This window comes from Mesorhizobium sp. LEGMi-168a, assembly GCF_058312955.1.
On record NZ_JBZEGV010000020.1, the window covers coordinates 97,934 to 123,934 of the forward strand.

Here is a 26,001-nt window from a genome sequence, read left to right on the forward strand (position 1 = left end):
CAGCAAAGTCACTCAGTAGGTGGTGCGGCGCTCCTCCGACGGCGGGCGGCCGAACTGCAGCCGGTAGCTCTGCGCGAAATAGGAGTGCGAGGTGAAGCCGGTGGCGATCGCCACGTCGAGGATCGGCATGTTGGTCTGGCGCAGCAATTCGCGCGCCCGCTCGAGCCTGAGCCGCATGTAGTAGCGGCCGGGCGTGACACTGAGATGGCGCAGGAACAGGCGCTCGACCTGGCGCACCGACAGGCCCGCCGACTTGGCAAGCTGCACCGCCGACAGCGGCTCGTCGAGATGGTCGGCCATCAGCTCGACGATGCGCCGAAGCTTCTCCGACTTGCCGGTGAGATCGCGCTCGGGGCCGACACGCTGGCGGTCGCCGGCCGAGCGGATGCGCTCGTGCTGGAACTGGTTGGCGACGCCATTGGCGAGGTTCGAGCCGAAATCGCCGCGCACGATCTCCAGCATCAAGTCGATCGAGGTGGTGCCGCCGGCGCAAGTGTAACGCTTGCGGTCGATCTCGAAGACGTTGCCGGTGCAGTTGATGTCGGGGAAGCGCTCCATGAAGCCGGCGCGGTTTTCCCAGTGGATGGTGCAGCGGTAGCCGTCGAGCTGTCCGGCCTCGGCGAGCAGGTAAGAGCCGACCGACAGCGCGCCGAGCGCATTGCCGCGCCGGCCCCAGCTGCGCAGCGCCGCCAGCACCTTGCTCTTGCCCGGAAATTCGGTGGTGAGCCCGACCGACACGAACAGGATGTCGACCGGCGGCATATCGGCGACGGAATAGTCGATCTTGAGCGGCAGGCCGTTGGAGGCCATGACCGCGTCGCCGTCGGCCGAAATCGTCGTCCAACCGTAGTAATCGCGGCCAAGCAGACGGTTCGCCGAACGGAAACAGTCGATCGCCGCGGCAAGCGAGAACATCGAGAACTTGTCGACCAGCAGGAAGCCGAACTGCCTCCCCCCTTGAACGGGATCGTTCATGACCGGCCGTTCAACGGAAGCAGATACGTTCGGCAACGCTAAGGCTTTCTGATCAGAAGGTCGGCCGCTTCAATCCGGCCGCGAGGTAGGCGGAAGCTACAGTGTTGGCCATCAGCATGGCAATGGTCATCGGCCCGACGCCGCCGGGCACGGGCGTGATGGCGCCGGCGGCCTTGGCTGCTTCGGCATAGGCGACGTCGCCGACCAGCCGTGACTTGCCCTCACCCTTTTCCGGAGCGGGAATGCGGTTGATGCCGACATCGATGACAGTGGCGCCGGGCTTCACCCAGTCGCCCTTGACCATTTCCGGGCGGCCGACGGCGGCGACCAGGATATCGGCGGTGCGGGCCAGTGCCGGCAGGTCCTTGGTGCGGCTGTGCGCGATAGTGACCGTGCAGTTGGCGGCGAGCAGCAGGTTGGCCATCGGCTTGCCGACGATGTTGGAGCGGCCGACGACGACGGCGTTGAGGCCGGACAGATCCCTGCCGCGCACGCGCTCGATCAACAGCATCGAGCCTGCGGGTGTGCAGGGCACGAACGCCGTGTCGAGCTCGCCGGTGCCGAGCTTGCCGACATTGATGAAGTGGAAGCCGTCGACATCCTTCTCCGGCGCGATCGTCTGGATGACCTTGCCGGCGTCGATGTGGCCAGGCAGCGGCAGCTGCACGAGGATGCCATGGACCGACGGATCGGCGTTGAGGTCGCCGATGATCTTCAGCAGCTCCGCCTCGGTGGTCTCGGCCGGCAGCGTGTGCTGGAGCGAATGGAAGCCGCATTCCTTGGCCGTGCGCGATTTCGAGCCGACGTAGACCTGGCTCGCCGGATCCTCGCCGACGATCACCACGGCCAAGCCAGGCCGGGTCGCGCCCCTGGCCGACAGCTCGGCGGTCAGCGCCTTGACCTTTTTAACCACGTCTTCGGCGACTTTCTTTCCGTCGATCACTTCGGCCATCATTCACCTTCAACACTGTTCCACGGCCGCGCTCGCACGCAGCCTGATCCTCAATCCAGCATCGCGATCCGCCAGGCGCCGAGCGCGGACGGTCGAATGCAGCGCGGCATTTTCACGAAAATTCGACCACGCAATCCCGTCAAAACGTCGTCGGATGCCGTAAACCCGAAACCGGCTGCTTTTATCGGAGGCTGCGCCCTTTAGAAATAGCGGCGGCGCGTGCGGCTTTCGGTCAGGTCGCGCACCGCCTCGCGGAACTCGCGCAGGCTGGCGCGGAGCTCGTCGACCTGGCTCTGCTGATCGACCGAGGACTGGCGCGCCTCGGCGACCGGCGGTTGCGGATGGGAAGGTGCCGCCGACGAGGCGTAGGCGTCGTCGGATGGTTCCGCGGGCTGCGGGTAGCCCGGACTATAGGCGCGGGTTTGCACAGGCGGCGACTCGAAGCCACGCTCCGATCTCGGCGAGTCCCGGGTGACTGCAAATTGGCCCAAGTCGGCATCGTTTAGGTCGTCCGACCGGCGCAGCATGAAGTTGCGCAGCGAAGCCAGCGATCCGAAGAAGCCCGTCCGGCCGGTATCCTTGGCCGGGGCAAGCGATGGCGCGAGCGGTGCAGCTGGCGCGAGCGGGGGTGGCGGAGGGCTCGGCGGCGCGGCCCGATATGCCTTGTCCTCGAAAGCCGGGGCACGCTCTTCGGGTTTGCGGCGTGAGCGGGTGTCCGCCGTCTCGCGCAGGCTGGCATAGATGCCGCGCAGCGCGCCGAGGCCGATACCGACGAAGAAGCCGGCAAGCAGGCCGGCCAGCGCCTTGACGGCGCGCGACGGCCCCTTGGCCTCGAGCGGCGCATAGGCCTCCGAGATCAAGCTGATGTTGGCGGTGTTGATGTCCTTCTGCTCGCCGGTCTCCTTGGCGCGCAGCAGGAACTGCTCGTAGACCGAGCGCTTGGCGGCCGCCTCGCGCTCGAACTCACGCAGCGAAACCAGATCGTTGTTGACGTCGCCGCTCTGCACCTTGGCCTGCGCCAGACGCGAGGCAAGGTCCTGCTCGAGCTGCACGGAGCGCTTCAGATCGACCTGCAGCGAGGACGCGATGCGCTGCAATTCGGCGCCGATGCGTTCGCGCGCACCGGCAAGCTGGGCGTTGAGCGCCTGCAGCTCCGGATGCCGCGGCCCGAACTTGATGGCGGCACGATCGGCTTCCTGTTTCAGCGCCGCATATTGCGAGCGCAGCTCACCCATCGTGTTGGAGTTGATCTCTTCCGGCAAAGTACCGTTGAGAACCGAGTTGACGTTCAACGCGCGCGCCGAGGCGGCGCGGGCGTTGAGCTCCAGCGTGCGGGCGCGGGCGACGGAGAGCTGCTCGTTGAGCTTCAGCATCTGGTCGTCGCTGATCAGATGACCCTGGGCGTCGACAAGGTCATGCGTGGCCCTGAAATCCTCCACCTTGCGCTCGGCCGCCTCGACACCCTTGCGCAACTCGTCGAGCCTGGCCGTGAGCTCGTCATTTGCGCGGCCCGCCGTGTTGGACTGGAGTTCGCTGGAGATCTGCTGGAACGCCGTCCTCATGGTGTTGGCGATCAAGGCCGACTTGTCGGGATTCTGGGTCGTGGCGGTAATCGAGACGACGAAAGTCTTGCCGCCGCGCTCGACGTCCAGGCTCTCCGCCAGATTGCCGACCGCCAGCGCGCGCCGGCGCGCCTCGTCGGCAGGGCCCTGCGCATCCTGCCGCGACAGGATCGAGCGGAGCATCGACATCAGACCGATACCGCCCGTTCCCTTGCCGTTGAATTCAGGGTCATTGGTGAGGTTGAGGTCTGTGACGACCTTATTGAGGACCGTGCCCGAGGTGAGGATGCGGACCTGGTTCTCGACGATGGCGAGCGTCGCATCCGAGGCGATCACATTCTGCGTCAGGTCGCGATCGGTGAGCTTGAGGTCGCGCGGGTCGACGATGACCTCGGTGGTGGCCTCGTATTTCTTCGGCGTCGACAGCGCGATTGCGATGCCGAGCGCGGCCCCCAGGATTGTTGTCGACAGGATCAGCGCCTTGGAGCGCGTGATGCCGCGAACGACCTGCATCGGGTCGATCAGCGGTTTCCATTCCTGTGCGTCGGTGCCGGCCGGCGGCCGGCTTGCGTAGCGAGGTTGCGCATAGCGCGGTTCGAACGTGGCCGGAGAGGAATTGTCCGGGGGGCGGTTCTCTTCGCGCTGTCCGATTTGCGGATAGACTTCTCGCTCGGCCCAGCCGTCCTCGGCCCGGATCGTTTCCGAAATCGGATCGACCTGAGGTTGGCCGGGTTCGTCGGTGTTCGCGGGCTGCGGGCTCGACCGCCCTTCGCGCTCGAAGCGCGCGGCGCGGTGGCGCGCCGCGGCATCCTCCCGCCAGGAAGGGTTGGCCTTGTCGCCGATGGAAACCAGCGATGCGTCCGGGCTGTCCTCGCCGCGTACGGCCTGGCCGAGCGCAAGCAAAGAGCGCTCGCGTCTCCAATCGTCACGGTTATCCCTGTCGACCATGTCCTGGAACTTACTCTCTGGCGGCTTGGGAGCGGCGGTCGGCCAATCGTTAAGTCACGCTAAACAGGCATGGAAAATAAAAGGTTAATTTTGGAGCCAGGGAAACATAGTTTCTCGCCTCGGTTGCAGCCTTTCCCAGGCCGCCGGGGCGCCGCCAGAACGGCACGTTAAGCTTTCTGGCCTATGCTTTGGCCAATCTATGACCCAGACCAGCGACATACCGCAAAGGCGGACGCTCGCGCGGATCGGCCACTTTGTGGCCGCGCGCCGGAAGCTGGTTTTCGACTATTTGTCGGCGGTCAGCGGCGCCGGCGGGCGGCTGGTGTTCTCGCTCGCCTATTTCGTGGCCTTGGCCAACACGCTGTCCATCGCCGAGTTCGGCATGTTCGCCACGGCGTCGGCGGCAGGTGTGATGTTGTCGCGCATCCTCGCCTTCGGCTTCATCTCGGCGCTCTACCGCACGGCGACGATTCGCCGGAATCTGATCGGCACTTTCACCGCCGGCTTCCTGCTGCTCGGTGTGGCCTCGCTGCCGGTCCTCGCCGCCGCTTCTTATGGCGTCTACCTGATCTTCTTCGCCGGCACGGTGCCGCTGTCGGTCTTCGCCGCGGTCGTCTTTGCCGAAGCGCTTTTGTGGCGAGCGGTCGAGGTGGTGCTCATCGTCAACAACGGCCTCGGCAAGTTCGGCCGCGCCGCGGTGCTGGCAATCCTGGCGACGGCGCTCAGGGCAGTCGGCGCGGTGCTATTCATGCTCGCCGCGCAACGTACCATCGGCGTCTGGTCATGGTTCTACATCGGCGCCAATGCCGCCTCTCTATTCGTCGCTTTCGCCTTCTTCTACCCGCGCCAGCGGCTCAGGCTGCGCACGGAGCTTTACTTCAGACGACTCGCCGATTCCCTCTATGTCGCGGGGGCCGAGGTGCTGTTCTATTTGCAGATGGAGTTCGACAAGCTGCTAGTGCTGTCGATCGGCGGACCGCACCTCGCCGGCATCTACGCCATCATCATGCGGCTGGTGGACCTCACGGCAATCCCGATCCGCACCTTCTCGATGATGCTGGTGCAGCGCATGATGCGCGCGCCCGAACTCCTGTCGCGGTTGGCGGTCAAGAGCGGCATCGAAGGCGGCGTGTTCCTGGTCTCGACGCTGGCGCTCTTGTCGCTCGGCGTCGTGCTGCATTTCTTCCCCAATGCGCTCGGCAGGAATGTCGCCGAGGCAGCACCCTTGGTGGCGCTTGCAGTCTGCGTGCCGGGCCTGCGCAATCTCGTCGAATACCAGGCCGAGCTGCTGTTCGCGCGCGGCCAGACCGCGGTGCGGGCGATCAATCTCGGCCTGCTCGCCGGCCTCAAGGCAGTGCTGCTCACCTATGTGCTGACGACGATCCCCGACACGCCCAACCTGGTGCTGTCGCTCAACATCGTCTTCCTGCTGCTCTATCTCGCCTCGATGCTACTGACCTACTCGGCGATGCGACGGCCGGCCAAGGCAATCTAGTGGTGAAAATCAGACACTTGAGCCCAGCCGAGGTGTAAGATAGCCGCCGCACGGCTCTGTGTGAGTTCGGGAGGCAACCATGCTACCTCGTACGATTTTTCTCGGCAGACTAATTGGCCTGTTCTTTATTCTCAGCGCGCTATTCATGCTCATGCACAAACAGTCGTTTGTCGCGACCGTGCCCAGGCTCATTCAGGACCCACCGCTTGTCCTGTTTATCGGCATGATTGCATCGATTGCGGGTCTCGCCATGGTGCTCGGGCACAACGTGTGGGCAGGCGGAATCCTGCCTGTCGTCGTCACCCTCATCGGGTGGACAATCCTGATCCGTGGCTTGCTCCTGCTCTTCCTTTCATCGGAAGCACTGGCGACCTATTTCGCGATGTTCCATTTCGAAAACCTTTTCTACATCTATGCCGCGATTACGCTGGTCCTTGGACTGTACCTGACTTATGCCGCTTTCAAAGCCTTGCCGCCGCCAAACGCGGGAACCAAGCGTTAGACTCGATCCACTAAAGCGCGTCGCGCTGAAACGGATTCAGGTGACGCGCTTTAAGTCTTTCTTTTTATGCATGTCGTTATCCCAAAACCGCTGCACACTTTTGGACGACATGCATTAGATTCAGGTGATGCCAGCCTGACCTGAATCTCGACGCGGCTAGTCGAGCCCGATCAGGCGGCGAATGCGGCTGACATCGGTGCCGATGAAGGACTGCATGCCGATCGCCACCTGCTCGGGCGCCATGACGTCGACGAAGCGGCGGAACTCCTCGTCCGACAGCGCCTGGCCATTCCAGTGGACGCGGCAGAATTCTTCTGAGCCATGGAAATGACCCGCCCCTTCCAGCACGTCGTCGACATAACGGCCGTAGAGCATGCATTCGGAGAATTTGCGCGCCGCGCCGACGACGCTGACCCAGTCGCGCCTGTGCATTTTCTCGATCCGCTCGCACATCGCGTTGACTGTCTCGCGGCGCCAGGCGATCAGCGTCGAGATGTAATCGTGGGTCGAAGTCTTTGTCGGGTCGATGCCGAGCGTCGAGCCGGCATTGCGCGACCAGATGCGATGCTCGTCGTGGCCGTCATTGGCCAGCACGCCATCGCGCCGGAACAGCCGGACCTGGCCGTCGCGCCAGAAGGCGTTCGCGTCGAACGGCTTGAGGAAGGCGACATCGGAATCGCAAAAGACGAGCACATCCTCCCTGGCATCCATGGCAATGGCGATGCGGCGAAGCTGCTGCACATGCCAGCCACGCAGCGGCTGGGTCCTGAAACTCAGCCAGACGCGGCGGCGGAACAGGCTGAGCGGATCGTCAAAAGCCCGCAGCCAGCGCGGCAGCAGGTCCCGCTCGTCGACGATCGTGCGGCGGCTGCCCTCGAGCTGGCGAAACAAGGCCACGTCACGGTGCTCGACAAGGATGTAGTGCCGCGCGACGCCGGTCAGATGGCGGTCCATCGTCTCGCACAACAGCCGGCAGCGCTCGAAATCCGGCGCGTAGCTCGCCGTCACGACCGCGGCCGAAGGCGTGCGCGGCAGCGGCTCGATCCTGGCGGCGGCGGCGGGCACGAAACGGCTGTTCAACGGCGCGCCTCCGCCGGCCGCGGTCCGTGCGACAATTTCTGCTTGAGGACACGCCACAGGAAGAGCGGATTGCCGACCACATAGCGGCGCCACAGGCGGCCGGGTTCGATCCAGAGGCGAAACAGCCATTCGAGCCGCAGGCGCCGCATCCACAGCGGCGCGCGCGGCACGGTGCCGCTCAGAAAATCGAGCAGCGCGCCGACCGCGATCGGCAGTATGCAATGACGGGCATCGATATGGCGCGCGATCCACAATTCCTGACGCGGCACGCCCATGGCGACCAGCAGCACGTCCGGCCGCAGCCGGGCGATGCGCTCGACGATCGCCGGCTCCTCGGCCGGGGAAAAATAACCGTCATGGACGACCACGAATTTGTGCTGCACGGCGAGCGCCGAAAGCTTGACGGACGCCGCCTCGGCATTGACCCGCGTCGCGCCAAGCAACGCCACGGTCAGCGGCCGTGTCGATGCCTGCAGAAAGGCGGGCACGAAATCGGTACCGTTGAGATTGTCGGGGAAAGGCGCGCCGTAGAGCAGCTTTGCGGCAATGTCGACGCCGACGCCGTCCGGCAGCACGAGGAAGTCGTCGAGCGCTTCGGCAAACACCGGATCGCTGTAGGCGAGGTTGGCATTGTGCGCGTTGAGGAAGCTCACCTTGGTGAAGCGCCGCTCGGCGACCAGCCGGGAAAGCAGTGTGACGGCATCGTCCCAGCGAATGGCGAGGACGGAGATGCCGAGGATCGTCTTCAGCGTGTCGAAGCCGAAGGCGGAGCGGGCGGCATGCATGTTCATGCAGCAACCTCCCGCCTGACGGTGCCGAGCTTCTCCAGCCCAAGCCGGACCGCGGCATCGAGCGCCCGGAGTTGCCGGCGATGAAAGGCGCTGCCGTCGACGTCGCGGACATCGGCTGCCGCGGCCTCGAGCGCCGAGGCGAAGGCGACAGGATCATCGGTCACGACACAGTTTTGCGGCCGGTAGCCGATGCCGCGCAGCGAGCGGCCGGTGGCGACGGAAGGCAGGCCAAGCTCGAAGGTCTCGATGGTCTTCAGCTGCACGCCGCTGCCGGCGGTGCTGATCAGCGGAACGACGGCGCCGCCGCGCACGAAAGCCTGGGCGTCCGGAACCCTTCCGACGAACTGGATGCCGGGATGTGTCGAGGTCACGCCCGACGGCATGTTGCCGGCGATCCTGATGCGGAAATCCGGCCTGAGACGCGGGACGACCTTGGTCAAGAACCAGTCGAGGCCGATGCGGTTGGGCTGCCAGGTCCAGGTGCCGATCAGCGCCGCGTCGCAGTCGATGCGGCGCGGGCCTTTGTTCGCCGGCGCCTCGGCGCGCGTCACCAGCGGCAGCACCGCCGAGCGGTCGTCGGACGCAACGCCGAGCGCCGCGCGGTCCTCTTCGGCCAGCGTGAAGACGAAGCGCGCGGCGCGGCACAGACGCTTCTCCATGACCTCGAGCAGCCTGGCCTCGCGGCGGAACAGCCAGCGTTGAAGGACACTGCCGGCCGCAGCGGCATTCTCCTCGGCCGAGCGATGCTCGACATTGTGCGCGACGAAGATCGACGGCCGGCCGCCCAGGACACTTTCGAAGGCGCCGGCAAATTGCACGGAATTCAGGACATAGCCGTCGAACGGGCCGGCGCGCTCGATCGCCGCGCGGACATCCGCATCGGAAACGACGCGCAGCTTGACGGACGAAAAGGTGAGGCCCGTGCGCATCGCCTTGCCCACCCAGGCGAGCTTCTGCCGCGGCGAGGCGCTTTCGGTACGCACGTCGATGGCGCCGAGGACGATGGTGTTCTCAGGATCGGCGGCGGGCTTTCCCGGCCAGCTGAAGCCGATCACCGTCACGCGCGCGCCGGCACGCCGCAGCGCGTCGATGATCGCGGCGTTGGCAATCTCGTAGCCCGAAGCGAGGGCGCCGTCGGGCACGATTGATGTGGCGAACAGCAGATGCATCTCACCTATCCATTGGTGTAGCCGGTAGCAGAACGCGGTGAAGCCTTGATTAAATGGCACCCCCAAAGGCCGAGCGCCTCGGTTTCGTGGGGACCGCCGCGAAAGGTGATTAACGAAGCGTTATCATCGGGCTGCTATCGAAGGCCGGACCCACACAGCTGGAAACGGATGATCCCTTTGCCATCGGACGCTTTGGTATCGATCGCGGGGGTATCGATCGCGGGGCGGTCTCCGGGGCTCGCCGCCGAGACCGTCGAGGCGGTCGTCACGCTGCCGACATTCAAGCGGCCGCAACTGCTCCTGGAAACGCTGGCATCGCTCAAGGCCCAGAAAACCGCGCGCCACTTCGCCGTCATCGTCATGGAGAACGAGGCCGAGGCGCGCGAGGGCGCCAAGGCGGCATTGCCGCTGTTCGAGCGCGGCGAGATGCCGGGCCTGGTCATCGTCGCGCATGAGCGCGGCAATTGCAGCGCCTACAATGCCGGCTGGCAGACGGCGATGCTGCACTTCCCCAACTTCCAGCATCTTCTCGTCATCGACGACGACGAGATCGCCGAGCCCGACTGGCTGGAGCGTATGTGCAAGGCCGCCGAGACGCTTCGGGCCGACATCGTCGGCGGACCGCAAGTGCCGGTCTTCGCCGATCCCTCCCATGCGAGATGGGCCGACCACCCGGTCTTCGCGCCGCCATACCGCGAAACGGGCCGCGTGCCGGCGCTCTATTCGTCCGGCAATCTGCTGGTCGGGCGCAATGTGCTTGTCGCTATGGGACCGCCCTTCCTCGATCTCAGGTTCAACTTCATGGGCGGCGGCGATTCCGATTTCCTGAGCCGCTCGGCGCAGAAGGGTTTCGCGCTCGGCTGGTGCGCGGAGGCAAGGGTCAGGGAAACGGTCCCGGCCCGGCGCGTGGAAGCCGACTGGATCCGCGCCCGCAGCCTGCGCAACGGGGTCATCTCCACCCTGGTGGAAAAGAAGAAGCGTGCCGGCACGCCGTTCTCAGGGACCAAGGTTTTGCTGAAGAGCCTGGCGCTGCTTGCCGCCTCGCCGCTGCGCGGCGCCACAAGGCTGGCGCGCACGGGGTCGCTGGCAACAGGCCTCTATCCCGTCTATGTCGCGCTCGGCCGGGTGCTTGCCGAATTCGGATATGCCAATGAGCAGTACCGACAGCCTGAGAAGAACTGAGCGCGCGCCGCTCAGCGCCGCTTTCACGCGCGAGGGTGTTGCGACGGCCGTCGCGGCGCTGCTCTTTACCGTCATCATCGTCTCCTTCCGTCCCTTCCAGCCGGCCGGCGCCGAACTCACCGGCGATGGCGGCGACATCGTCAACCAGCTCGGCTTCGGCTCGCTCGGCGCCATCTCGATCTTCTCGCTGCTCGCCTTCGCCGACCCGCGCGTGGTGCGCTCGCTCATCAGCCCATCCTGGGCGCTGATGCTGGGCTTCTTCTTCCTGTCGGTGATCCTTGCCACCGATCCGCCGTCGGCGATGCGCGCCGCCTCCTTCACCATGATCGGCATCATCACCATGGCGACGATCCTGGTGCTGCCGCGCGATGCCGACTCCTTCGCCAGGGTCATCATCTTCACCGCCGTGGTGGTGATGGGCCTCTCCTATGTCGGGCTCATCGTCTTTCCGCATGAGGCGCTTCACACCACCGATTCGCAGGAGCCCGAACATGCGGGCCTGTGGCGCGGCGTCTTCACCCACAAGAACATCGCGGGGCCGGTGATGGCCTGCTTCAGCTTCGCCGGGCTCTATCTCTGGCGGCGCGGCCAACGCTGGTGGGGCGCGGGCATCTTCTCAGCCGCCATGATCTTCATGCTGCACACCGGCTCGAAGACGACCGTCGGGCTGGTGCCGTTCTCGATCCTGATCGTGGTGCTGCCCAGCCTCATCGGCATGCGGCTCGGCACGCCGATCCTGTTCGCTCTGGCGATCGTCGCGACGGCGGTCGGCACGCTCGGCATCGTCTTCATTGCGCCGGTGAAGCACCTGGCGGCGGTCTATTTTCCGGATCTCACCTATACCGGCCGCACGACGCTATGGGAGTTCGCCGGCGAGATGCTGGCGAAGAGGCCCTGGACCGGTTACGGCTATGAAAGCTTCTGGGGAACGCCGCTGCTGCTCAACCAGGACCAGCCCTTCGACCGGCCCTGGGACATCCGCAACATCGTGCACGGCCATGACGGTTATCTCGACATCGCTGTGCTGATGGGCATCCCCGCGCTTGGCGTCGCCGTCTACACTTTCCTGATCGCACCGCTCAGGGACTACATGCGCATCCCGCCGCGCAAGGAGAACATCTATCTCGGCGACTTCTTCATGATGGTGGTGCTGTTCGCGGCGCTGAACGGTTTTCTCGAAAGCTTCTTCTTCCGCCGCGCCGATCCCGTCTGGCTGTTCTTCGTGCTCAGCGTGCTCGGCCTGAGGCAGGTTTCGCTGCGGCCGATCCCCGGGCGTCGCTCCTACTAAATCAGCAGGCTGTCGACTGGAGCTAATGGCGCCGCAGAGGCTACGGACTCTTCGTCGACACCACCCTTTGTGATGGCTTCCGTCACCAGAAATCCTTGTGGTCGTTTACGATCTCTTCTTCGAGTTCAGGGAATGGGCCACGGATCGCTACATGGCGCCGTCCGGCGGCGAACACCTGGTGACAGCTCAGATCGAGGGTCAGATTCTCCGGGTTGTCTCCGGTCAGCTCGGCCAACCGCCTTTCGCTCAGTCCGTAGACCACGGTGCCGATGCCGGCCCAGTAACAGGCCCCGGCGCACATGCAGCACGGCTCGACCGAGGTCACCAGCGTGCATCGCTCGAGAAAGGTCGGGGCGTATTGCTGCGCGGCCGCGCGGGCGACATTTGCCTCTGCGTGGCCAACGCCCCGATCCCGCGCGTAGGTGTTGCCCGATGAAAGGAGCACGTCGCCCTCCGGCCCGACCAGGAGCGCCCCGAAGGGATGATTGCCATTGGCCCGGCTTTCGGTCGCGATCTCCACGGCCAAATGCAGATATTCGGTATCGCTCCTCATGGCCGCCTCCTTGGGATGCCCATTCGCAACTGCATGCGCAAAGGCCCGGATTCCATATTCTTGGAACGCTTGGGAGCTGTCCAGTCATGGGCATTAAATTCATGGCTGCGCAACGTGGCCAGAGGTTCGGTCTGCCGGAAGATGCGGAAGCGCTCATTCCCCGTGCCTGGAATTGCTGGCCGATCGATCTCCTTAAGACTGGACTTTTCCGCGGCCGCGCAAGCGGCTAAGGAGAGCCGTCTTTGCGGAGGTTTTCATGACCATCAGGCTCGTTCTCGCCGGTTGCGGCAATATGGGTTACGCCATGCTCTCGAGCTGGCTGAAATCCGGCAAGCTCGAGCCGTCGGCGGTGTTCGTGGTCGAGCCCAATGCCGAATTGCGCAAGCGCGCCGAGGCGCTGGGCTGCGATGCCGCCGCCGACGCTTCCGCCATTCCGGCTGATGCCGCCCCTGATCTCGTCGTCATTGCCGTGAAGCCGCAGGTGATCCGCGATGTGACGGCAAGCTACAAGCGCTTCGGCGATGGCAGGACCACCTTCGTCAGCATCGCCGCCGGAACGCCAGTCGCCACTTTCGCGGAGATCCTCGGCGATCTCGCGCCGATTGTCCGCTGCATGCCGAACACCCCGGCGGCGATCGGCAAGGGCATGATGGTGGTGTTTTCCAACCCGCTGGTCTTAGACGACGTCAGGCGTTTCGTCGCCGAGCTGCTCTCGGCGAGCGGCGTCGTGACGACCATCGATGACGAGAGCCTGATGGACGCGGTGACGGCGGTCTCCGGTTCCGGCCCGGCCTATATCTTCCATTTCATCGAAGCGCTGACGGTCGCCGCCGAGAAGGCCGGCTTGCCGGCCGAGACCGCCAAGCTGCTCGCCATGCAGACCGTCTACGGCGCCGCCTCGCTCGCCGCCGAAAGCGACGAAGAGCCGGGCGTCCTGCGCCAGCAGGTCACCAGCCCCAACGGCACCACCGCCGCAGCACTTGCCGTGCTGATGGGCGAAGACCGGCTGACGAAGCTTTTGACCGACGCGGTGGAAGCGGCGCGGCTCAGGTCGATAGAGCTGGGGAAGTAGCGCTCACTCCGCCGTACAACATCTCGTCCTGCAGCTTGCGCAAGGCGTACAGCCTGGTCGTCCGGTCGGGCGCCGCATTGTCGGCGGTCAGCAATTCGCCCTTCCTGACCGGCTTCAGCACCTTGCCGCCTTCGAGCAGTCCGACGGGCACGGCGCGGCTGGCGCGCGCCTCGGCCACCGTCATGGTCCAGGAGCGGTAGCAGGTCTCGCCGATGGCGTCGAAGGTCTCGCCGGCGGCGAGATCGCGCTTGGCGACCGCGCAGACCTCGGCCACCGGTTTTGGCAGCGGCACCATGTCCGGCCGGCTGTAGAGCATGATGCGGGCCGCCGTCAGCGGCACCTCCAGCGAGGTCAGGTGGTATGGCCTGAAGAAGCTGTAATAGGGGCCGTGGCCGACATGGAGGTCATCCATTCGCTCGACGACGCGCGGATGCGTCGCCTCGACGATGACGAAGACGCCGGGCGCCACGCCCTTGCCGATCGTGTAGTCGACGACGCCCTTCTTCGACAGGATGCCGCCGTCCTCGAGCGGGACGAGCACCTTGGCCAGTTGGTCGCGATCGGCCCTGGGGCCATGCATGCCTGGGACATCGGGCACAAGGCCGGTGGCGTTGGCGATGGCGCACATCTCGACCATGGTTTTCGAACCGTCGACGAACTCGACCAGCATGCGCGGGTTCATGTTCCGGCGCAGCGCTTCTTCGCGATAGTCGTCCGGAACGGCATCGTGATTGAGCGGGTTGTTCTTGCCCTTGCCGGCCGAGACGATGGTGTAGCCGAGCGCCGAGGCGAACTCTATCAGTTCCATGCAACTCGACGGCTCGTCGCCAGCGCCGACCGAATAGACCACACCCAGCCGGTCGGCCTGCTGCTTCAGATAGCAGCCGATGGTGACGTCGGCCTCGACATTCATCATCACCAGATGCTTGCCATGCTCCATGGCCATCAGGTCGAAATCGGCGGCGACGCCGGGTTTTCCCGTGGCATCGATGACGACGTCGATCAATGGATTGGTGACTAGCATCTCGTTCGAGGTGATCGCGATCCTGCCGCTTTCGATCGCCTGGCTGACCTTGGAGGCGCTATCGGCTTCCGCAGCCATCGCGTCGTCGCCATAAGCGATGCGAATCGCGTCGCGGGCCGTGTGCGGGCGGCGCGTGGAGATGGCCGCGACCGAAATGCCCGGCATCAGCATGCCCTGAGTCACCAGGTCGGTGCCCATCTCGCCGGAGCCGATGACGCCGATGCGCACGGGACGGCCCTCGGCGGCGCGCCGGGCGAGATCGCGGGCAAGCCCGGTCAGGGCGACATTTGTCATACAAGAACGTCCATGCTTTGCTTCGGCCCGCAATACAGGGAACGGCCCCCGTTTGCCAACAAAACCAGCCACAGATGGCATTTTCAGGTGCATGCCTTGCAGAACCGCAGCAGATTTGCCCCAGCAATCCGCAGCCTTCCGGCTTTCTCAGCGCGACCAGCGGGATGCTCCGGCAAGGCCGACTTTCAGGAAGGCCGCGATGGCAGCTCGCGCCCAGGACTCGATTTTGCCGGAGGATGGCGCTGTTCACGGGCGCTCGGCGATTCCTCATGCGGACCGGTTATTTGTTAAGGACAATCGTGATCGCCGTCGGTTTCAGCCGAATATCAATCCAGGCGGGCACCGTTTCTGTGCCATTTTTGCTACAACCGCCGAGACTAATGGTCGGAAACCTCGCTTTTAGGCGCCTCTAAATCATTAAGCGCTCACATCCTCGAAAAATCTGATAGATACTCGTCGCAAGCTCCGGTGGCAGGCTTGGGCAAATAAGCGCCGACAAAAACAATAAGGCGCGGGGATAGTCACGGGGTAAAAATGACCAGGACGGGTAATGTGACCGTCGGCTGGCGCCTTGCGCTTGCCATGACGGTGTCGATATTGGCTTGCGGAAGCGCCAGCGCACTCACACTCAAGGAAGCCGTAGCAGTCGCCGTCGAGTCCAATCCTGAGATTGGGCAGGCGATAGAAAACCGCGAAGCCATCGAATTCGAGCTGCGCCAGGCGAAGGGCCTCTATCTTCCCAGCGTCGATCTGGAAGCGTCGACCGGCGTTCGCCGCCTGGACAATTCTTCCCGGCGCGCGCTTGGCGAGGACGATGACGCCCTCTCCCCGAACGAGGCCGATCTCACCGTTACGCAGACGCTTTATGACAGCGGGGCAAGGCGGGCCGAATTGAATCGCCAGGCCTCGCGCGTCGACGGGGCGTCCTTCAGGGTGCTGGAGCGGTCGGAGTTCATCGGGCTTTCCGTCGTCCAGGACTATCTTGAATACATGCTGCAGGCGTCGATCGTCGCCGAAGCGAAGAAGAACCTCGCCTTCCATCAGTCTATACTCGGCGACATCAAGCAGGGCATCGCGGGCGGCGCGCTCAACGATGCCGACCGGCAGCAGGCTGAGGAGCGGCTTTACGCCGCCAAGGCGCGGATGCAGGAGGCCGCAGAGGAACTGGAGGCGGCCAAGATCCGCTTCTTCAAGAATGTCGGCAAGCCGCTGACCAATCCGTCGCGGCCGGCCGATGTGGCCGGCGCGCTGCCGCGCTCTCTCGATGACGCGATCGGGCTCGCCAGGCAGAACAATCCGCGCGTCCATATGGCCAACAGCGACATCGACGCGGCGGCTTCACTGGTCGACGCCGCGCGGGCGAAATTCGGCCCCACGATCACTGCCGAGGGCGTCGCCCGAGGCGGCTATGATATCGACGGCGACGATGGCGACACCAGCGACCTGCAGGCGCGCGTCGTGCTGCGCTGGAACCTCTATCGCGGCGGCATCGACAAGGCCAACGAGCAGGAGCAGATCCGCCGCACCAGCGAGCAGCGTCTTGCGTTGCATCAGGTGCTGCGCGAGATCGAGGAAGCCGTGCGCACCTCATGGGACCGCCGCTTCCGCCAGGCGGAACTTTCGCAGACGCTGCGGCTGCAGGCAGCCACCAACGAAAAGCTGGTCGCGTCCTACCGCGAGCAGTTCAAGGTTGGACAGCGCTCGCTGCTCGACGTGCTCGACGCGCAGAACACGCGCTTCAACACAGCGACGCTGGCCGACACATCTTCCTATGCGTCGCTGTTCGCCGAATACCGACTGCTGGCCGCGACCGGAGAGTTGCTGAAGACATTGAACATCCAGCCGGCCAAGCAATCGGCGGCCTACGCGCGAACGGAATTCGGCGTGCCGGCAACGGCCGATACCGAAACCTATGCGCGCACACCGTCGGAGCAGAAGAACGATCTGCCGTTCGACATCCTCGCGCCGGTCAGGAAGAAGCAGCCGATGTAAGCATCGATCTCAGGTCCTTCGGGGCGGATCGTGAACCAACAACCTAACATCATCTCGCCCAAGGAGGCTTTCAAAGCCTGCTTCTCGGCGATTGCAGCCTATCTCGGCCGGCCGAGCGCGGAGACCGTGCTGTTTGCCGGGGTGCCGATTTCGGACACGCGCATCGATCCCGACGACATCAGGCACCTCGCCGAACGTATCGGCCTCGAGACCCAGGCCTTCAGCCATCGCGATTTCGTGCGCGGCCGCGTCGATCTTCCGGCCATCGTCTTCCGCGCCAGCCAGTTGCCGGTTGCGCTGCTCGCCGAGACCGAGACCGGGCAATATCTGACGGCCCCGCAGGAAGACGGCCGCACCACGATCGGCAAATCGGAGCTCGCCGAGAGCTATATCAGCGGCGGCGCCTCGTTCTCGATCACCTATGCCAACACCGCCGAGGAGATGACGGTCGGTACGGCGCCGAGGATCGAAAGGCGCCATTGGCTGACCGGAACGATGGGCGCGTTCTGGCGCACCTATTCGAAGGTCGTGCTGTCGGCGGTCTTCATCAACCTGCTGGCGATCGCCTCGCCGATCTTCACCATGAACGTCTACGACCGCATCCTGCCGAACAAGGCGATATCGACGCTCTGGGTGCTGGCGCTCGGGATCGGCGCGGCGATCGTGTTCGACCTGCTGCTGAAGACGGCCCGCGCCTCGCTCATCGATTATGCCGGGCGCAAGGCGGACCTCAGGATTTCCTATTTGCTGTTCGAGAAGGTGCTCAACTCGTCCTTGTCGGCGCGGCCCGGATCGACCGGCGAATACGCAAACCGCGTCACACAATATGAATTCGTGCGCGAATTCTTCACCTCGAACACCATCAGCGTCTTCATCGATACGGTTTTCGTGTTCGTCTTCCTGCTGGTCATCTATGCCATCGGCGACTGGCTGGTAATCATACCGGCTGTGGCCTTCGTCATCGCCGTCATCGTCGGGCTGGTGACACAGCGGCGCATCGGCAAGCGGGTCGCCGCTTCCATGAACGAAGCAGCGCAGCGCCAGGCGCTTCTGGTCGAATCGATCTCCACGCTGGAGACGATCAAGTCGCTGCGCGCCGAGGCCTACCTGCTGCGCAAATGGGGTGAGCACTCAAAGAACGCGGCCAACACGTCGGAAAAGATCAAGGAGCTTTCGGCGGCTGCAGGCAACGTCACCGGCGCCATCCAGCAATTGGTGACCGTCGCCCTGGTGGTTGCCGGCGCCTACGCCTTCTCGGAAGGCCAGGTCTCGACAGGCGCCATCATCGGCACGGTCATGCTGGCCGGCCGGGCAGTCGCGCCGCTCGGCCAGATCGCCATCACGCTCTCCCGCTTCCGGCAGGCCATGCTGTCGCTCAGGATCATCAACACGATCATGTCGCAGCCGGAGGACCGGCCAGACACGGTCGGCTTCGTCAACCGGCCGATCCGCAGCGGCGCGATGCTCTTCAAGAATGTCGGTTTCGCCTATCCCGGCACCGAAAACGAGGTTCTGACCGGGCTCAACATCGCAATCCGGCCAGGCGAGCGGATCGGCATCATCGGCCGCATCGGCTCCGGCAAGACGACAATGGGCCGGCTGATCGGCCGGCTCTTCCTGCCGACTTCCGGCGAGTTGCTCATCGACGGCATCGACATGCGCCAATACCACCCGTCGGAAGTCCGCGCCGCGGTCGGCATCGTCGCGCAGGCCGGCGACCTGTTTTCGGGCACCATCAAGGAAAACCTTCTGATGGCCGCGCCGGAAGCGACCGACGAGGAGATCATCGATGCCGCCAAAGCCGCGGGCGTCGACGACTTCGTCTCGCGCCATCCGCGCGGCTACGACATGAATGTCGGCGAGCGCGGCACCAATCTCTCGGGCGGCCAGCGGCAAGCGGTGGCGATCGCGCGGCTGCTTCTGACCAAGCCGAAAATCGTCTTCCTGGACGAGCCGTCGGGCTCGATGGACCTCGCCTCGGAACGGCAGCTGATCAAGCAGCTCAAGGTCGCATTCGACCGCAACACGACGCTGATCGTGTCGACCCATCGCTACAGCATGCTGGAGCTGGTCGAGCGCCTCATCGTCATCGAGCAGGGGCGCGTGGTCGCGGACGGAGCGAAGGAACAAGTCATCCAGGCATTGCAAAAGGCGAATGCCTGACCGGGGCGTTGGGGAATGTTTGCAAAAGAAGACCGGCCGCCGCTTTTCGCATCGGCGTCCGTCTACATCATAGGGGCACTGTTCGTGGCCTTCACCGCCTGGGCATCCTTTGCCGAGGTCGATGAGATCGCGCGCGGCGACGGCAAGGTCATTCCCGCCTCCAAGACGCAGATCATCCAGGCGAGCGAAGCCGGCGTCGTCCAGGAAATCGCGGTCAAGATCGGCCAGACCGTCAAGAAGAACGACCTGATCATCCGTCTCGACAACTCGGGCAATGTGTCGAGCCTCGGCGAGGAGCAGGCCAAGGCCCGCGCCCTGCAGGCGCGCATCGCGCGGCTCAAATTCGAGCAGGGCGGCAATGTCGAGGGGGCGTTTCCGTGCCCGGCGGACATCCAGAAAGCCGCGCCGGAAATCTGCGACAACGAGCAGAAGCTGCTCGTCGCGCGCCGCGAGAACTTCGAAGTGAAGCTCTCGGTGCTCAAATCGCGTCTCGATCAGCGCGAGAAGGAGCTCGACGAGGCAACCGCCAACTCCGATCGCCTGTCCAAGAGCCTTGCCGTCAGCGACCAGGAAACGGCGCTGGTCGAATCGATGGTCAAGAAGGGCCTGATGGCCAAGACCGAGCAGATCCGGGTCGAGCGGGAGCAGACCGACCTTCACGGACAGCTCAACCTTGCCGGCGAGACGATCAAGAAGACCAAGGCGGCGATCACCGAGGCGCAGCTTCAGGTCGACGAGCTCGGCCTGCAATTGCAGCAGGAGGCGCTGAGCGACCTGACGCAGGCGCTGGCCGACCTATCGGTGGTCGACGAGACCATTCGCGGCGCCACCGACAAGGTGGCGCGGACCGATATCCGCTCGCCTGTCGACGGCATCGTCAACACGCTCGACGTCAACACGCTCGGCGCTTTCGTCCAGCCGGGCGCTGTCGTTGCCGGCATCGTGCCGACCTCGGAGACGCTGCTGGTCGAGGCGCGCGTCTCGCCGCGCGATGTCGCCTTCATCCAGCCGGATCAGGACGCGCTGATCAAGGTCACGGCCTATGATTTTTCGATCTTCGGCGGCATCGAGGGCAAGGTCTCGAACATCACCGCCGACAGCCTCGTCGATCAGAAGACGGGCGAGCCCTACTACCAGGTGCGCGTCGCGACCGAGAAATCCACGCTGCAAAGGAACGGCAAGAGCTATTCGATCATCCCCGGCATGATCTGCTCGGTCGACATCAAGACCGGGCGCAAGACGATCCTCAACTACCTTTTGAAGCCGATCAACAAGGCGCGTCAGGAGGCGATGAGTGAGCGATAGCGCCGCCCGCCCCGAGACTTCGCGCGAACGGCTGCTGCCGTCGCTCGCGGCCGAGGATTTCGGCCCGGAGTTCCGCGTCGTGGCGCGCGGCGGCGTGCGCCGCGGCATCCGGCTGGAGCGTGCCTTCTGGGCATCGCTGAAGCAGATGGCCGAAAGCCGCAAATGCACGATCGGCATGCTGGTCGAGGAGATCGCCGAAAATCATCCCGACCAGGGCAACCTCACCTCCGCGATCCGGGTGGCGTGCATGCGTGGGTTGGCCGAGGAAAGCATGGAGTTGCGCAAGCTCGCCTCGATCCGCACGATCAACGCGATCCTGGTCGCCTGCCCCTCGCCCGCCTTCGCGCTGTCGTCTTCGAAGAAGATCCTGACCTTCAACACGTCCTTCCAGCAATTGGTCAGGCGCCAACTGCCGAACGCACCGGGCGATGACGGACGGCAGGACCTCAAGCTGGCGCTGGACCTCAACGTCACCGACGTCTTCGCCCGGCTCGACGCCAACGGCGACACGCCGGTCACCACCGGCTTCGTCATCGGCGCCGGCGAGCGCCGCTACCGGGGCCAGCTCAGCGCCGTGCGCGCGCCGGTGACCGAGCCGGAACTTCTGATGGCGTTCGTCTTCAACGGGTAGCTGGCAAGTCGCCTATTCTGCATTCAAGGCAGATGTCGCGGGCATTGCGGCCAAGGGCGAAGCGCCTTCGCCGGGCGCCACCGCGGCAAAGCCGCCCGCTATGTCCGCGACCTGCGAGCCCGACTTCGACCCGTGGATCCAGGCGCGATCGGTGCTGAAGGAATAGAGCGGAACATAGTCGGGAAGGTCGCTGTCCATCGCCACATTGTTGCTGAGACTGTCGAGGATGAAGGCGCCGCTTCCGGTGCTCACCGACAGCACGGCATGGAAGAATTTCCGGCGGCGGTCCTGCAGCACGACGAGCGACATGCTTTGCGCCGGGATCCCGGCGCGCAGCAGCGCCGCCATCTTCAGTATGGCGAAATCCTCGCAGTCGCCGGCGCGATGCTCGAGGATTTCCGAAGGCTTTGCCCAATAGTCGAGCTTGCCGTAGACGGCGCTGTCCTTGCGATAGGCGATCAGGCGGTTGATGGAGCTGTTGACGAAGGCCAGCTTGTCGCGAAAGCCCTTGCTGCTGGCAATGTCGATGATCCCGGCAAAAGCCGCGTTCTCACGATCGCAGGCGCTGCCCGGCGTGCAGTCGAGAATGGCCTTGTAGACGGGAGCCCAGCGCGCGGCGACCGGGAAGTTGCGCATGGACAAGGCCACCGATCCGAACACGCCAGGGATGATCGCCCCAGTCTGGATCGGGTCAACCTGAATCGGGTCAACCTGGATCGGATCGATGCCAAGGGCGCGCTCTCCGCTCGAAGAACCTGCCATCGGGGGGGCCTCAAAGGGTCCATAGGCGCCGACGACACCGGTTATCCGGTAGGCGGCTACGGGCTGCCAAGGCTGCAACCTGGCCAGCGAGACACCGCCGAGATTGGCCGGCGCGGGCACCGTTTGAGAGGCGGGATTTCCGACGGAAATCGCGCTGGCGGACGACGCATTCGGCAGACCGGCGAGGCCGATGGCCAGCAGCAGAACCTTGATCCCCGATGCCGCCGGAGCAGCTTTTTGTATTTTCATAACGCCCACCTTTGACTGTGGACGCTACCGATCTTGTCTCAAATTATCGGAAAGGAAGGTGGGTAAAGTTTCGCGAATCAATCTATTCTGGTTTATGTCAAATTTTATTCAAATTTATACTTTCACCCGCCGAACCGACGCCGCATTTCCCAATCGGTCCGGCGGGGCCTTCAATAATACATAACTGGGTATATCATGTCGATTTACCAAGTGTAAAAAATGCGAATCTCTACATATTCAAGTATATGAAAAAGATTGAAGGTGTGTTGCAAAGTTCGAGGCTCACATGTCTCTTTCCGGGAAATGCCGAAGGGGGCTTGAGCTATGACGACCAGTATCGAATTCGACGCCGTTTCAAATTTCTCGGACGAGCACACGACCGTTGGCGAACATCCGGTCTCGGCGGGCGTGCAAATCGCGCAGGCCGCCGGCGGCCAGGCAGCGCAGAGCGGTGAACCGGTACCGGTCGATGTCGGCAAAGGCGCGCCGGCACAGGGCGCGGACAATAACGCGCAGAATGCACAGGGGGCAGACAAGCCGGCGGCGGACGCCAACGCTCCCGCCTCCAATGCTCCCGCCGGAAACGCGCCGGCGGCGAACGCGGCAGCGTCCAATGTTCCGCATGAATATCACGCCGAAGCCGGCAATGTCGTGAAGCTTCCGGCCAATGTCTCGATCGACAACATCAAGGTCGACGGCCACAACCTCGTGCTGGTGCAGCCCGACGGATCCGAGATCGTCATCAAGGACGGCGCGCTGAACGTGCCAACCTTCATCATCGGCGACGTCGAGGTGCCGCGCGTTGCCCTGATCGCGGCCCTTGAATCCAGCCATGTCGATGTCGCCTTCGGCGCCGACGGCTCGATCTCGGCCGGCGGAAATGGCGCGCCCGGCAGCGCCGGCGGAAACTTCTCGGTTCCTCCCGGCGGAATCGGCGACGGCTTCGGCCTGACGGCGCTGCTGCCGCCGACGGCTCTGGCGTTCGGCCAGCCTGAGCATCGCGAGCTGTTTCCCTCCGTTGCCGCCGACAAGGGCGTTTCAGTTGTGGCCGTGTCGTTGCTCAGCCCGGACGAGGCGGCCAGCGAGACCGGCTTGAACGGCGGGCCAGCGCAATCACCGGGCAGCAACGCGCCGAGCAACGCGGAAACGTCAAGCATCGGAGCGATCACCATCGACGCGCCGGACGGCATCGGCTCGATCGTCATCAACGGCGTCACCGTCACCGGCACCGGCCAGCAGATCCAGGGCCAGTTCGGCTACCTGACCATCGTCTCCTTCGACCCGAATACCGGCGCTATCCAATACAATTACACGGTGACCGAGTCGGTCACCCATCCCAACGCTACGAACGGGTTCGATCAGAACGACACGGTTCCGGACAATTTCAACATCACCGTCACGGATTCCGACGGCGATACGGCCAGCACCACTTTTGCCGTCGCCATCATCGACGACGTGCCGACGGCGATCGCCGACACCGACAGCATCGCGGCCGGCGAGTTCGGCCCGGCGACAGGCAATGTGCTGGTGGGCGGAACGGATGCCGGCGACACCAACACGACGGACGGCGTTGCGGACGTCCAGGGCGCCGACGGCGCGACGGTGGTTGGCGTCGCCAAGGGCACGACGAATGCCGATCTCGCCGACGCGAGCACGCTTAACACGGCGATCCAAGGCGCCTACGGCAAGCTGACGCTTCACGCCGACGGCAGCTACACCTATGTGCGCGACGCCGGCACGCCCGGCGGCGTCAATGACGTGTTCACCTACACGATCAAGGACGGCGACGGCGACACCTCGCACACCACGCTGACGATCGAGATCGGCAACTCGACGCCCGAGATCAGCGACCTGACGCCGGAGGCCAATGGCGGCGACGTCATCGTCAACGAAGCGGCGCTCAATGTCGGCACGCCGGGCGGGCCTGGATCCGATCCGGCAAGCACGGCCGAGACCGGCACAGGGACCTTCACCATATCCTCGCCCGACGGCATCGCCTCGCTGGCGATCGACGGCCATGACTTCATCACCAATGGCGTGTTCACCGGCGGTTCGTTCACGACGACGCTCGGCAACACGCTGACGGTGACCGGCTACAATGCCGCTACGGGCGAGGTGAGCTACACCTACACGCTGGTCGACAATGAAGCGCACGACCCGATTCAGGGCACCAACAACCTGTTCGAGAATTTCACCGTCACGCTGACCGACCTGGACGGCCAGAGCGACAACGGCACGCTAAGCGTCAAGATCGTCGACGACGTGCCGACGGCAAGCACGGAAGCTCCGCAGAACGTTGCCGAGGGTTCGACGATCACCGGCACGCTGGACTTCGTCGCCGGCGCCGACGGCGCCACGGTGACGCATATCGACGGCACGCTGCTGGTGTTCGGCGCCGATGGCTACTCGCAGGCGATCGACATCGGCGACGGCTTCATCAAGGTCAAGGCTGACGGCAGCTATTCGTTCGCCGCCGACAATCCGGTGATCGGCACCGGTGCCGCCTCCGCGACCTACACGGTGACCGACGGCGATGGCGATACGTCGACGGCCGGCATCAGCTTCGCGGTGACCGATGCCAACCACCCGACCACCGGCACGGCAACGGCAACGGTCGATGACGACGGGCTTGCCGGCGGCAACGCGGCAAGCGCCACCGGCGACATCAACGCCAATGTCGGCGACGCGGACGGTCCGGCCAGCAGCGAGGCGAGCTTCTCGGCCACGCTCGGCGGCAGTGTCGGCGGCGACGGCGCCGGCGCCAATGGCTTCTCCTTCGCCGCCCTCAACGGCAGCAACGGCACGGTCGGCCAGGAGAGCGTGACCTACAGCTGGGACGCCGGCACCAACACACTGACAGCGACCGGCCCGCGCGGAGACCTGTTCACCGTCCATGTGACGGATCCGGCGACCGGCGCCTACACCGTGACGCTGCTCGACAACGTGCTGCAGGCACAGGGTCCGAACAACGAGAACAACGCCTCCGTCGATCTGGGCTACACCATCACCGACGCCGACAACTCGTCCACGACAGGCACGCTCACCATCACCTTCAACGACGATGCGCCGACGGCTTCGGTCGAAGCCCCGCAGAACGTCGCCGAAGGCGCGACGCTTACCGGCACGCTGGACTTCGTCGCCGGCGCCGACGGTGCCACCGTGACGCATATCAACGGCACGCTGCTGGTGTTCGGTGGTGACGGCTACTCGCAGGCAATCGACATCGGCGACGGCTCGATCAAGGTCAAGGCCGACGGAAGCTACTCCTTCACCGCCGACAGCCCCGTCGCCGGCACGGGCGCCGCATCCGCAACCTACACGGTGACCGACGGAGACGGCGACACGGCGACGGCCGGTGTCAGTTTCGTGGTGACGGACGCCAATACGCCGACGAGCGGCTCGGCCGCGGCAACGGTCGACGATGACGGGCTTGCCGGCGGCAATCCCGCAAGCATCACCGGCGACATCAACGCCAATGTCGGCGACGCGGACGGTCCGGCCAGCAGCGAGGCGAGCTTCTCGGGCACGCTCGGCGGCAGCGTCGGCGGTGACGGCGCGGGCGCCAATGGCTTCTCCTTCGCGGCCCTCAACGGCACCGGCGGCACAGTCGGCCAGGAGGGCGTGACCTACAGCTGGGATGCCGGCACCAACACGCTGACGGCGACGGGCCCGCGCGGAGACCTGTTCACCGTGCATGTGACGGACCCGGCAACCGGCACCTATACGGTAACGCTGCTCGACAACGTGCTGCAGGCACAGGGTCCGAACAACGAGAACAACGCCACGGTCAATCTGGGCTATGTGATCACCGACGCCGACGGCTCGACGGCGCCCGGTACGCTGACGATCACCTTCAACGACGATGCACCGACGGTGACGATTGCTGCGGGGAGCGAGGCGGCGGTGCTGCTGACGACGCAGGATGCCGAGACGATCGGAGCCGCCTTCGACACCTCGACGGCAAGCTTTGCCTCGCTGTTCACGGCGACGCCGGTCTATGGCGCCGACGGCC

General features: G+C 64.7%; 19 protein-coding genes. 10 read left to right on the plus strand and 9 right to left on the minus strand.

What is annotated here, in order from left to right:
• Nucleotides 1–12: 12 nt before the first annotated feature.
• From AC4FWB_RS23485 to AC4FWB_RS23495, 3 genes are all read right to left on the minus strand, one after another.
• On the minus strand, nt 13–975 hold the full coding sequence (locus AC4FWB_RS23485) for a GlxA family transcriptional regulator (RefSeq protein WP_491028612.1): 963 nt from the start codon (nt 973–975) through the stop codon (nt 13–15).
• Nucleotides 976–1,027: 52 nt separating this feature from the next.
• Nucleotides 1,028–1,927, minus strand: coding sequence for a bifunctional methylenetetrahydrofolate dehydrogenase/methenyltetrahydrofolate cyclohydrolase FolD (gene folD / locus AC4FWB_RS23490; RefSeq protein ID WP_491028635.1), 900 nt, complete (start codon nt 1,925–1,927; stop codon nt 1,028–1,030).
• Nucleotides 1,928–2,127: 200 nt separating this feature from the next.
• The gene (locus AC4FWB_RS23495) at nt 2,128–4,437 is read right to left on the minus strand and encodes a GumC family protein (protein WP_491028613.1); all 2,310 of its coding nucleotides are present in this window, start codon (nt 4,435–4,437) and stop codon (nt 2,128–2,130) included.
• A 199-nt stretch (nt 4,438–4,636) separates the two neighbouring features.
• Between AC4FWB_RS23495 and AC4FWB_RS23500 the strand changes: the two genes are divergently transcribed.
• Both AC4FWB_RS23500 and AC4FWB_RS23505 read left to right on the plus strand, forming a co-directional pair.
• Nucleotides 4,637–5,932, plus strand: a complete 1,296-nt coding sequence (locus AC4FWB_RS23500; protein WP_491028614.1) for a lipopolysaccharide biosynthesis protein — start codon at nt 4,637–4,639, stop codon at nt 5,930–5,932.
• A gap of 79 nt (nt 5,933–6,011) precedes the next feature.
• Entirely contained in the window at nt 6,012–6,434 is a 423-nt protein-coding gene (locus AC4FWB_RS23505; protein WP_491028615.1) for a hypothetical protein, read from the plus strand.
• A 156-nt stretch (nt 6,435–6,590) separates the two neighbouring features.
• Here AC4FWB_RS23505 and AC4FWB_RS23510 read toward each other — a convergent pair whose 3' ends face one another.
• The 3 genes from AC4FWB_RS23510 to AC4FWB_RS23520 are packed head-to-tail and all read right to left on the minus strand — an operon-like array spanning nt 6,591 to nt 9,474.
• On the minus strand, nt 6,591–7,514 hold the full coding sequence (locus AC4FWB_RS23510; RefSeq protein ID WP_491028616.1) for a DUF6492 family protein: 924 nt from the start codon (nt 7,512–7,514) through the stop codon (nt 6,591–6,593).
• Entirely contained in the window at nt 7,511–8,305 is a 795-nt protein-coding gene (locus AC4FWB_RS23515) for a WecB/TagA/CpsF family glycosyltransferase (RefSeq protein ID WP_491028617.1), read from the minus strand. The genes AC4FWB_RS23510 and AC4FWB_RS23515 overlap by 4 nt, the downstream gene beginning before the upstream one ends.
• Entirely contained in the window at nt 8,302–9,474 is a 1,173-nt protein-coding gene (locus tag AC4FWB_RS23520; RefSeq protein ID WP_491028618.1) for a glycosyltransferase, read from the minus strand. Before AC4FWB_RS23520 ends, AC4FWB_RS23515 begins: the two co-directional genes overlap by 4 nt.
• Nucleotides 9,475–9,642: 168 nt before the next feature.
• Here AC4FWB_RS23520 and AC4FWB_RS23525 point away from each other — a divergent pair, with 168 nt between their 5' ends.
• Both AC4FWB_RS23525 and AC4FWB_RS23530 read left to right on the plus strand, forming a co-directional pair.
• Nucleotides 9,643–10,656, plus strand: a complete 1,014-nt coding sequence (locus tag AC4FWB_RS23525; protein ID WP_491028619.1) for a glycosyltransferase family 2 protein — start codon at nt 9,643–9,645, stop codon at nt 10,654–10,656.
• Nucleotides 10,625–11,944: an O-antigen ligase family protein gene (locus AC4FWB_RS23530; RefSeq protein WP_491028620.1), complete on the plus strand. Its 1,320-nt coding sequence runs from the start codon at nt 10,625–10,627 to the stop codon at nt 11,942–11,944. The genes AC4FWB_RS23525 and AC4FWB_RS23530 overlap by 32 nt, the downstream gene beginning before the upstream one ends.
• A gap of 82 nt (nt 11,945–12,026) precedes the next feature.
• Here AC4FWB_RS23530 and AC4FWB_RS23535 read toward each other — a convergent pair whose 3' ends face one another.
• On the minus strand, nt 12,027–12,497 hold the full coding sequence (locus tag AC4FWB_RS23535; protein WP_491028621.1) for a nucleoside deaminase: 471 nt from the start codon (nt 12,495–12,497) through the stop codon (nt 12,027–12,029).
• A gap of 256 nt (nt 12,498–12,753) precedes the next feature.
• Here AC4FWB_RS23535 and proC point away from each other — a divergent pair, with 256 nt between their 5' ends.
• Nucleotides 12,754–13,569: a pyrroline-5-carboxylate reductase gene (gene proC / locus AC4FWB_RS23540; protein WP_491028622.1), complete on the plus strand. Its 816-nt coding sequence runs from the start codon at nt 12,754–12,756 to the stop codon at nt 13,567–13,569.
• Here proC and AC4FWB_RS23545 read toward each other — a convergent pair.
• A complete protein-coding gene (locus AC4FWB_RS23545) occupies nt 13,544–14,887 on the minus strand; it encodes an NAD(P)H-dependent oxidoreductase (RefSeq protein ID WP_491028623.1) in 1,344 nt (447 codons plus the stop codon). The two genes, proC and AC4FWB_RS23545, sit on opposite strands and share 26 nt — an antisense overlap.
• A 534-nt stretch (nt 14,888–15,421) precedes the next feature.
• Between AC4FWB_RS23545 and AC4FWB_RS23550 the strand changes: the two genes are divergently transcribed.
• The 4 genes from AC4FWB_RS23550 to AC4FWB_RS23565 are packed head-to-tail and all read left to right on the plus strand — an operon-like array spanning nt 15,422 to nt 20,978.
• Nucleotides 15,422–16,879: a TolC family outer membrane protein gene (locus AC4FWB_RS23550; RefSeq protein ID WP_491028624.1), complete on the plus strand. Its 1,458-nt coding sequence runs from the start codon at nt 15,422–15,424 to the stop codon at nt 16,877–16,879.
• Nucleotides 16,880–16,909: 30 nt separating this feature from the next.
• Complete coding sequence (locus tag AC4FWB_RS23555) at nt 16,910–19,042, plus strand: type I secretion system permease/ATPase (protein ID WP_491028625.1); 2,133 nt, start codon at nt 16,910–16,912, stop codon at nt 19,040–19,042.
• Between the two features lie 15 nt (nt 19,043–19,057).
• Nucleotides 19,058–20,347, plus strand: a complete 1,290-nt coding sequence (locus tag AC4FWB_RS23560; RefSeq protein ID WP_491028626.1) for an HlyD family type I secretion periplasmic adaptor subunit — start codon at nt 19,058–19,060, stop codon at nt 20,345–20,347.
• Nucleotides 20,337–20,978: a ribbon-helix-helix domain-containing protein gene (locus AC4FWB_RS23565; RefSeq protein ID WP_491028627.1), complete on the plus strand. Its 642-nt coding sequence runs from the start codon at nt 20,337–20,339 to the stop codon at nt 20,976–20,978. Before AC4FWB_RS23560 ends, AC4FWB_RS23565 begins: the two co-directional genes overlap by 11 nt.
• A 12-nt stretch (nt 20,979–20,990) precedes the next feature.
• Here the strand turns inward: AC4FWB_RS23565 and AC4FWB_RS23570 are convergent, their stop codons facing one another.
• A complete protein-coding gene (locus AC4FWB_RS23570) occupies nt 20,991–21,989 on the minus strand; it encodes a transglutaminase-like cysteine peptidase (RefSeq protein ID WP_491028628.1) in 999 nt (332 codons plus the stop codon).
• A gap of 324 nt (nt 21,990–22,313) precedes the next feature.
• On the opposite strand from AC4FWB_RS23570, the gene AC4FWB_RS23575 reads away from it, so the two are divergent.
• A partial coding sequence (locus AC4FWB_RS23575) for a beta strand repeat-containing protein (protein WP_491028629.1) occupies nt 22,314–26,001 on the plus strand: 3,688 nt, incomplete at its 3' end.

Bases quoted from the DNA above. Each gene is read 5' to 3' on its own strand.
- AC4FWB_RS23485 (WP_491028612.1), bottom strand. From the start codon at position 975: ATGAACGATCCCGTTCAAGGGGGGAGGCAGTTCGGCTTCCTGCTGGTC.
- folD (WP_491028635.1), bottom strand. From the start codon at position 1,927: ATGGCCGAAGTGATCGACGGAAAGAAAGTCGCCGAAGACGTGGTTAAA.
- AC4FWB_RS23495 (WP_491028613.1), bottom strand. From the start codon at position 4,437: ATGGTCGACAGGGATAACCGTGACGATTGGAGACGCGAGCGCTCTTTG.
- AC4FWB_RS23500 (WP_491028614.1), top strand. From the start codon at position 4,637: ATGACCCAGACCAGCGACATACCGCAAAGGCGGACGCTCGCGCGGATC.
- AC4FWB_RS23505 (WP_491028615.1), top strand. From the start codon at position 6,012: ATGCTACCTCGTACGATTTTTCTCGGCAGACTAATTGGCCTGTTCTTT.
- AC4FWB_RS23515 (WP_491028617.1), bottom strand. From the start codon at position 8,305: ATGAACATGCATGCCGCCCGCTCCGCCTTCGGCTTCGACACGCTGAAG.
- AC4FWB_RS23520 (WP_491028618.1), bottom strand. From the start codon at position 9,474: ATGCATCTGCTGTTCGCCACATCAATCGTGCCCGACGGCGCCCTCGCT.
- AC4FWB_RS23525 (WP_491028619.1), top strand. From the start codon at position 9,643: ATGATCCCTTTGCCATCGGACGCTTTGGTATCGATCGCGGGGGTATCG.
- AC4FWB_RS23530 (WP_491028620.1), top strand. From the start codon at position 10,625: ATGAGCAGTACCGACAGCCTGAGAAGAACTGAGCGCGCGCCGCTCAGC.
- AC4FWB_RS23535 (WP_491028621.1), bottom strand. From the start codon at position 12,497: ATGAGGAGCGATACCGAATATCTGCATTTGGCCGTGGAGATCGCGACC.
- proC (WP_491028622.1), top strand. From the start codon at position 12,754: ATGACCATCAGGCTCGTTCTCGCCGGTTGCGGCAATATGGGTTACGCC.
- AC4FWB_RS23545 (WP_491028623.1), bottom strand. From the start codon at position 14,887: ATGACAAATGTCGCCCTGACCGGGCTTGCCCGCGATCTCGCCCGGCGC.
- AC4FWB_RS23550 (WP_491028624.1), top strand. From the start codon at position 15,422: ATGACCAGGACGGGTAATGTGACCGTCGGCTGGCGCCTTGCGCTTGCC.
- AC4FWB_RS23560 (WP_491028626.1), top strand. From the start codon at position 19,058: ATGTTTGCAAAAGAAGACCGGCCGCCGCTTTTCGCATCGGCGTCCGTC.
- AC4FWB_RS23570 (WP_491028628.1), bottom strand. From the start codon at position 21,989: ATGAAAATACAAAAAGCTGCTCCGGCGGCATCGGGGATCAAGGTTCTG.